The sequence below is a fragment of the Bradyrhizobium sp. genome, assembly GCF_019242285.1.
Taxonomy (GTDB): domain Bacteria; phylum Pseudomonadota; class Alphaproteobacteria; order Rhizobiales; family Xanthobacteraceae; genus Bradyrhizobium.
In genome coordinates this window covers 1-5477 of the sequence record NZ_JAFAVV010000674.1, presented here as the reverse complement: position 1 = coordinate 5477, position 5477 = coordinate 1, and the positions used below count along the sequence as shown (strand labels likewise).

At 66.4% G+C, this 5477-nt stretch carries 6 protein-coding genes and 1 pseudogene; 3 read left to right on the top strand and 4 right to left on the bottom strand.

Annotated elements, in window-relative coordinates:
• Positions 1 to 172: 172 nt before the first annotated feature.
• From JOY90_RS27395 to JOY90_RS27385, 3 genes and pseudogenes are all read right to left on the bottom strand, one after another.
• Positions 173 to 316: pseudogene (locus JOY90_RS27395) on the bottom strand (fumarylacetoacetate hydrolase family protein); the annotation flags it as partial.
• A 192-nt stretch (positions 317 to 508) separates the two neighbouring features.
• Positions 509 to 1849: an ATP-binding protein gene (locus tag JOY90_RS27390; protein WP_291694228.1), complete on the bottom strand. Its 1341-nt coding sequence runs from the start codon at positions 1847 to 1849 to the stop codon at positions 509 to 511.
• The gene (locus tag JOY90_RS27385; protein ID WP_291694227.1) at positions 1846 to 2508 is read right to left on the bottom strand and encodes a response regulator transcription factor; all 663 of its coding nucleotides are present in this window, start codon (positions 2506 to 2508) and stop codon (positions 1846 to 1848) included. Before JOY90_RS27385 ends, JOY90_RS27390 begins: the two co-directional genes overlap by 4 nt.
• Before the next feature lie 181 nt (positions 2509 to 2689).
• On the opposite strand from JOY90_RS27385, the gene JOY90_RS27380 reads away from it, so the two are divergent.
• The 3 genes from JOY90_RS27380 to JOY90_RS27370 all read left to right on the top strand — a co-directional run bounded on the left by JOY90_RS27380 (position 2690) and on the right by JOY90_RS27370 (position 4751).
• Positions 2690 to 3472, top strand: a complete 783-nt coding sequence (locus tag JOY90_RS27380; RefSeq protein ID WP_291694226.1) for a hypothetical protein — start codon at positions 2690 to 2692, stop codon at positions 3470 to 3472.
• A gap of 69 nt (positions 3473 to 3541) precedes the next feature.
• Positions 3542 to 3943, top strand: a complete 402-nt coding sequence (locus JOY90_RS27375) for a hypothetical protein (RefSeq protein ID WP_291694225.1) — start codon at positions 3542 to 3544, stop codon at positions 3941 to 3943.
• Positions 3944 to 3977: 34 nt separating this feature from the next.
• Positions 3978 to 4751: a hypothetical protein gene (locus tag JOY90_RS27370; RefSeq protein WP_291694224.1), complete on the top strand. Its 774-nt coding sequence runs from the start codon at positions 3978 to 3980 to the stop codon at positions 4749 to 4751.
• A gap of 9 nt (positions 4752 to 4760) precedes the next feature.
• On the opposite strand, the gene rpe is transcribed toward JOY90_RS27370, so the two are convergent.
• Positions 4761 to 5462: a ribulose-phosphate 3-epimerase gene (gene rpe / locus JOY90_RS27365; protein ID WP_291694223.1), complete on the bottom strand. Its 702-nt coding sequence runs from the start codon at positions 5460 to 5462 to the stop codon at positions 4761 to 4763.
• Positions 5463 to 5477: the final 15 nt, after the last annotated feature.

The window sequence follows — 5477 nt, the reverse complement described above, 5'->3', positions numbered from 1 at the left end:
CCGGTCGGGGCCGTAGGGTGGCTAGGGCGCGAAGCGCCGTGCCCACCATTATTTCAATAGCACTGCTCTGAATGGTGGGCACGCTTCTGCTTTTGCTTGGCAAGCTTTCCGTGCAAGACGGCGCTTAGCCCACCCTACCGATCGCTTCGCCGCAAGGTCCGGGACGTCGCCATCAGGCTTCGTCGGCGACGCCGTTGCGCAAGAGCCCGATCCGATCGATCTCGACCTCGACGGTGTCGCCGGGCTTCATCCACAGCGGCGGCGTGCGGCGGGAGCCGACGCCGCCCGGCGCGCCGGTGGCGATCACGTCGCCGGGCGCCGAGATCGGCGACGCTGTCGCCCCTCCACCAATCCCAGGAGGAAGAATTGTCGAGCTTGAAGCTCGCGAATTTCATCTGCTGTCCTCGGCGTTGGAATGGGACGAGCATGCCGCGATCGCGGATGCGGTGTTGGGGATGTCGAAAAGGCGGTGGAGCTCCTCACCGCACATTACCAGAAGCGGCCGACGTCATCCTGCAGGCCGAGACGATCTTTCCGGAGCTGCGTCAGGCAGAGGCAGGCGGATGATCACGCGTAGCCCGGAGCGGCCGGCGCCGCAGATGCTCTCGAGCGCGATCGTGCCTCCCAGCCGCTCGACGATCCGCTTCACGATCGACAGCCCGAGTCCGGTGCCTTCGCCCTCGGGGTGCTGGCCCCGGAAGAACGGCTCGAAAATCCGATCCATCTCGCCGGGCGCGATGCCCGGGCCGCTGTCCTCGACCTGGAACACCGCCGCGCCGTCCTGCCGGTAGACGCCGACATCGATGCGTCCTTCACGCGGCGTGAAACGTAGCGCATTGTCGAGGAGGTTGTGGATCATCGTCGTGAGCATCACCGGCTCGCCGCGAACGGTCAGCGGTTCGAGCAGCGCAAAGCCGAGATCGATGTTGCGCTCGCAGGCCTCGGCCATCAGGTCCGCGACCACCTCTTTCGTCGCGCCGTCCAGCGCCGCGAGCGGCATCCCGGTCGAGCTCGAGGCGATGGCCTCCTGCCGGGCCAAAGCAAGCAACTGCTCGAGCAGGTGCCGCGCGCGGCGCATGCCTTGCTGGAGCGCGGCGACGCGCTCCCGCATCGGTGGGGGCAGCTCGACGGAATCGAGATTTTCCGCCTGCAGGCTGAGCGCAGCGATCGGCGTGCGCAGCTCATGGGCGGCATCGGCGATGAAGCGCTTCTGCTGCTCCATGAGCCCTTGCGTTCGCGCCAGCAGTCCGTTGATCGCGGCGATGAAGGGATGCAGCTCGCGCGGCATGTTCGTGACCGGCAGCGGAGCAGGGTCGTCGGCACGCCGCGCATCCAGGTCTTCGGCCTGGCGGATCAGCGGCCGCAGCGAGGTGGCGATGACCAGCGCCGTGACCAGCATCAGGCAAGGCAACAGCGCGACGAACGGAACGAGGGTGCGGAACGCCATGTCGCGCGCAGTCTTGTCGCGGATGGCGGTTGGCTGAGCCGCGGCATAGCGGCTGCCGTCCGGCCGCGTTCGCAGCAACAGGCGGATCGGCTGACCTCTGTGGGTCGCCGTGTGCAGGCCGTCCTTCAGGGTGAAGAGCTGACGATCGTCGGCCGGGCCCCGCGGCGCCTGTCCCAATTCGATGAACTGGACCTCGGTATCCTCCTCGATGCCGTGCGCTTCCGGGACGACGCCGAGGGCGCCGCTCTGCGCCAGGCTCGCGATCTGCATCAGGAGCGAATCCTGAATCTCGATCGCCTCGTCGAACGCCGAATGGTAGGCGAAGGCGGCGCCGATCGCGCCGGTCAGGGCGATGACCGCGATCAGCCCGACATAGAGCCGGCCGCGCAACGAGCCGATCATGACGGGCGATCCACCATCCAGCCGACGCCGCGAACGTTGCGGATGACGGTTGCCCCGAGCTTCCTGCGCACGGTGTGGATCAGGAATTCGATGGCATTGCTCTCGATTTCCTCGTTCCATCCATAGATCTGCCGTTCGAGCTCGCTGCGCGACAGGATCGCGGCCGGCCGCGCCAGGAGCGCCTGCAGCAGGGCGAATTCGCGGGCGGTGAGCTGGGCCTTTCGATCGAGGAACGAGGCCTCCCGCGTCGCCGGATCGAGGGTGAGGCTGCCATTCGTCAGCAGCGCCGGCGCACCTGCGCCCTCGCGCCGGAGTACGGCACGCATGCGGGCGAGCAATTCGCGAATCTCGAACGGCTTGACCAGATAGTCGTCCGCGCCGAGATCGAGCCCATCGATGCGATCGTCGACGCCGTCGCGAGCGGTCACGATGATGACCGGCAGCCGGCATCCCTGCGTCCGCAACCTTCGCAGCACCTCACGGCCATCGAGTTTCGGCAACCCGAGATCGAGCAGCACCAGTTCGTAGGCTTCGCTTTCGGTCGCCTCGATCGCGGTTCGACCGTCCGTCACCCAGTCGACCGCATAGGCGGCGTCCTTGAGCGCCTGCGCGACGGCGGCGCCGATCATCCGGTCATCCTCGATAAGCAGCACGCGCATCGCCGGGTCCTTGATCGTCGCTCCTGGGGCCAGCTCAAGTCCTGCGGGGCCTGACTTAGCGCAGACTTAGGACGCAGTCGCTTGGGCAAATCAGGCATCTGCGGCGGTAAAATCATCGCTCTAAGGTGGGGCTAAGTTCAGCAAGGCACGTAGGCCGCGTTCGAGTTTCGAGGAGACGCACGTGCCTTCGCTCTTTCATCCGCACCCGTTGCCGACGCTGAACAAGGTTCCGGAGGTCACACTGATCTTCTGGATCATCAAGATTCTCTCCACCACGGTCGGCGAGACCGGAGCGGATTATCTCGCCGTGCATGTCGGCCTCGGTGCCAATCTGACCGCCGCCTGCATGGCGGGCTTGCTGATCGCGGTGCTGATTTTTCAGCTTCACGCGCACCGCTACGTCCCGTGGATCTACTGGCTCACCGTGGTGCTGGTCAGCATCGTCGGCACCGAGATCACCGATCTCCTGACCGACGGGCTCGAGATCAGCCTTTATGTCAGTACGGCCGTGTTCACCGTCGCGCTGGCCGCGACCTTCGCGGCCTGGTTCGCGGTCGAGCGCACCCTGTCGATCCGCTCGATCGTCACGACGCGCCGCGAGCTGTTCTACTGGATCGCCATCCTCTTCACCTTCGCGCTCGGCACCGCGGCGGGAGACCTCGCCACCGAGGCGCTGGGCCTCGGCTTCCAGCTTGGCGTCGTCGCGTTCGGCGTGCTGATCGGCTTTGTCGCCGTCTTCTATTCGTTGGGCGTCGACCCGGTGCTCACCTTCTGGCTCGCCTACATCCTGACCCGGCCGCTGGGCGCCTCGCTCGGCGATCTCTTGTCGCAATCGCGCCTCTATGGCGGCGCGGGCCTCGGCACGACCAGCACCAGCCTCGCGTTCCTCGCCGTGATCATCGTGCTCGTTGCCTGGGTGACGCTCGAAGGCGACCGATCCGAGCAGGCCGATCCGAGCCACTGAATCGGTTTCCGACTGGTCAACCGGAGCTCCGTTGAAATGACGCGCGGGCGATTGATGAGGAGAGTGCGCATGAATAGGACCTTTGTGGCCTTGACGGTCGGTGTGTTGACGCTGGCGGCCGGCGAACCTCATCGGCATGCGAGCGAGCCCGTCTTCTTCGTGCCCGTCGCCGAAGCGGCGACCTCGAAGCTCGGCGACCTCTCGCCGTTCCGGGCCATCGTGGTGGACGTCGCCGCCCTGGTCGACAAGGGTGACCTCGCGGGCGCGAAAGCGCGCATCAAGGAACTCGAGACGACGTGGGATGATGCCGAGGCCGCGCTCAAGCCGCGTGCGGCCGCCGACTGGCACACCGTCGACAAGGCGATCGATCGCGTGCTGGAGGCGCTGCGCGCCGCAGCACCGGACCCCGCGAAATGCAGGCAGAACGTTGTCGAGCTGTTGTCCGTGATGGACCAGGTCGGCAAGTCCTGAAGCGTCGTCGTTTTTTCAACATGGAGATGGATGCATGGATCAATTGAGCGAGTCGCCGACGGATTTCGAAGCGGTGGGAAAGGTTCCGGAAGTCACGCTGGGATTTTGGCTCATCAAGATTCTCGCGACGACGCTGGGTGAGACCGGCGGCGATGCGGTCACCATGTCGATGAACCTCGGCTACCTCGTCGGAACCGGAATCTTCGCGGCGATCTTCGCCGCCGCGGTTGCGGCGCAGCTCGGCGCCGGGCGGTTTCATCCGTTCCTGTACTGGTTCGTGATCGTGGCGACCACCACGGTCGGCACCACGCTCGCCGACTTCGTCGACCGCTCGCTTGGGATCGGCTATCTCGGCGGCTCGTCGCTGCTCGCGGTGCTGCTGGTGATGTCATTGCTGATCTGGTACCGCACGCTCGGAACGGTGTCGGTGGCTTCGATCCGGTCGAAGCAGGCCGAGGGGTTCTACTGGGTGACCATCATGTTCTCGCAGACGCTCGGCACCGCGCTCGGCGACTGGATGGCCGATTCCACCGGGCTCGGCTATCGCGGCGGCGCGCTGGTGTTCGCCGCGGCGCTCGCGGTCATCGCCGCCCTCAATCGGTGGACCCAGCTGTCGCGGACGGCGCTGTTCTGGGCCGCGTTCGTGCTGACGCGTCCGCTCGGTGCGACGGTCGGCGACTTTCTCGACAAGCCGATCGATCATGGCGGGCTCGCGCTCGGCCGCTATGCGGCGTCGGCGGCGCTGGCGACCGTGATGGTGCTGCTGATCCTGCTATCGCCGCAGCGGCTGAAACAGCGCGCGGCGTGAGTGCGGCCGCTACACCGCCTCGCCGCGCGCCAGCATCGCCGCGTTGCGGATCGCCGCAATGTTGGTCTGGTAGCTCTGCTTCGTTCCGCCCTTGAACACCGAGGAGCCGGCGACGAAGGCATTGGCGCCGGCGGCGGCGAGCGGGCCGGCATTGTCCGCCCCGACGCCGCCATCAACCTCGATGTCGATCGGTCGGCCGGCGGTCATCGCGCGCAGGTCGGCGACCTTGCCCAGCGCCGCGGGGATGAAGGCCTGGCCGCCGAAGCCGGGATTGACCGACATCACCAGCACGAGGTCGATCAGGTCGAGCACATATTCGATCGCGGAGGCGGGCGTGCCCGGATTGAGGGAGACGCCCGCCTTCTTGCCGAGCGCACGGACCGCCTGCAGCGAACGATGCAGATGGGGGCCGGCCTCGGCATGCACCGTGATGTGGTCGCAGCCTGCCTTGGCGAAGGCTTCGAGATAGGGATCGCAGGGCGCGATCATCAGATGCGCGTCGAAGATCTTCCTGGTGGGGGGGCGCAGCGCCTTGAAGACGTCGGGACCGTAGGAAATGTTGGGCACGAAATGCCCGTCCATGACGTCGAGGTGAATCCAGTCGGCGCCGGAATCGTCGACCGCGCGCACCTCCTCGCCGAGCTTCGCGAAATCCGACGCCAGGATCGACGGTGCGATGACGAGGGGACGGGGCGTGAACGAACTGGACATCGGGCGCTTTCCACA

What these genes read in the sequence shown, in the direction of transcription:
- JOY90_RS27390 (WP_291694228.1), bottom strand. Translation starts at nt 1,849, where the DNA reads ATGATCGGCTCGTTGCGCGGCCGGCTCTATGTCGGGCTGATCGCGGTC.
- JOY90_RS27385 (WP_291694227.1), bottom strand. Translation starts at nt 2,508, where the DNA reads ATGCGCGTGCTGCTTATCGAGGATGACCGGATGATCGGCGCCGCCGTC.
- JOY90_RS27375 (WP_291694225.1), top strand. Translation starts at nt 3,542, where the DNA reads ATGAATAGGACCTTTGTGGCCTTGACGGTCGGTGTGTTGACGCTGGCG.
- JOY90_RS27370 (WP_291694224.1), top strand. Translation starts at nt 3,978, where the DNA reads ATGGATCAATTGAGCGAGTCGCCGACGGATTTCGAAGCGGTGGGAAAG.
- rpe (WP_291694223.1), bottom strand. Translation starts at nt 5,462, where the DNA reads ATGTCCAGTTCGTTCACGCCCCGTCCCCTCGTCATCGCACCGTCGATC.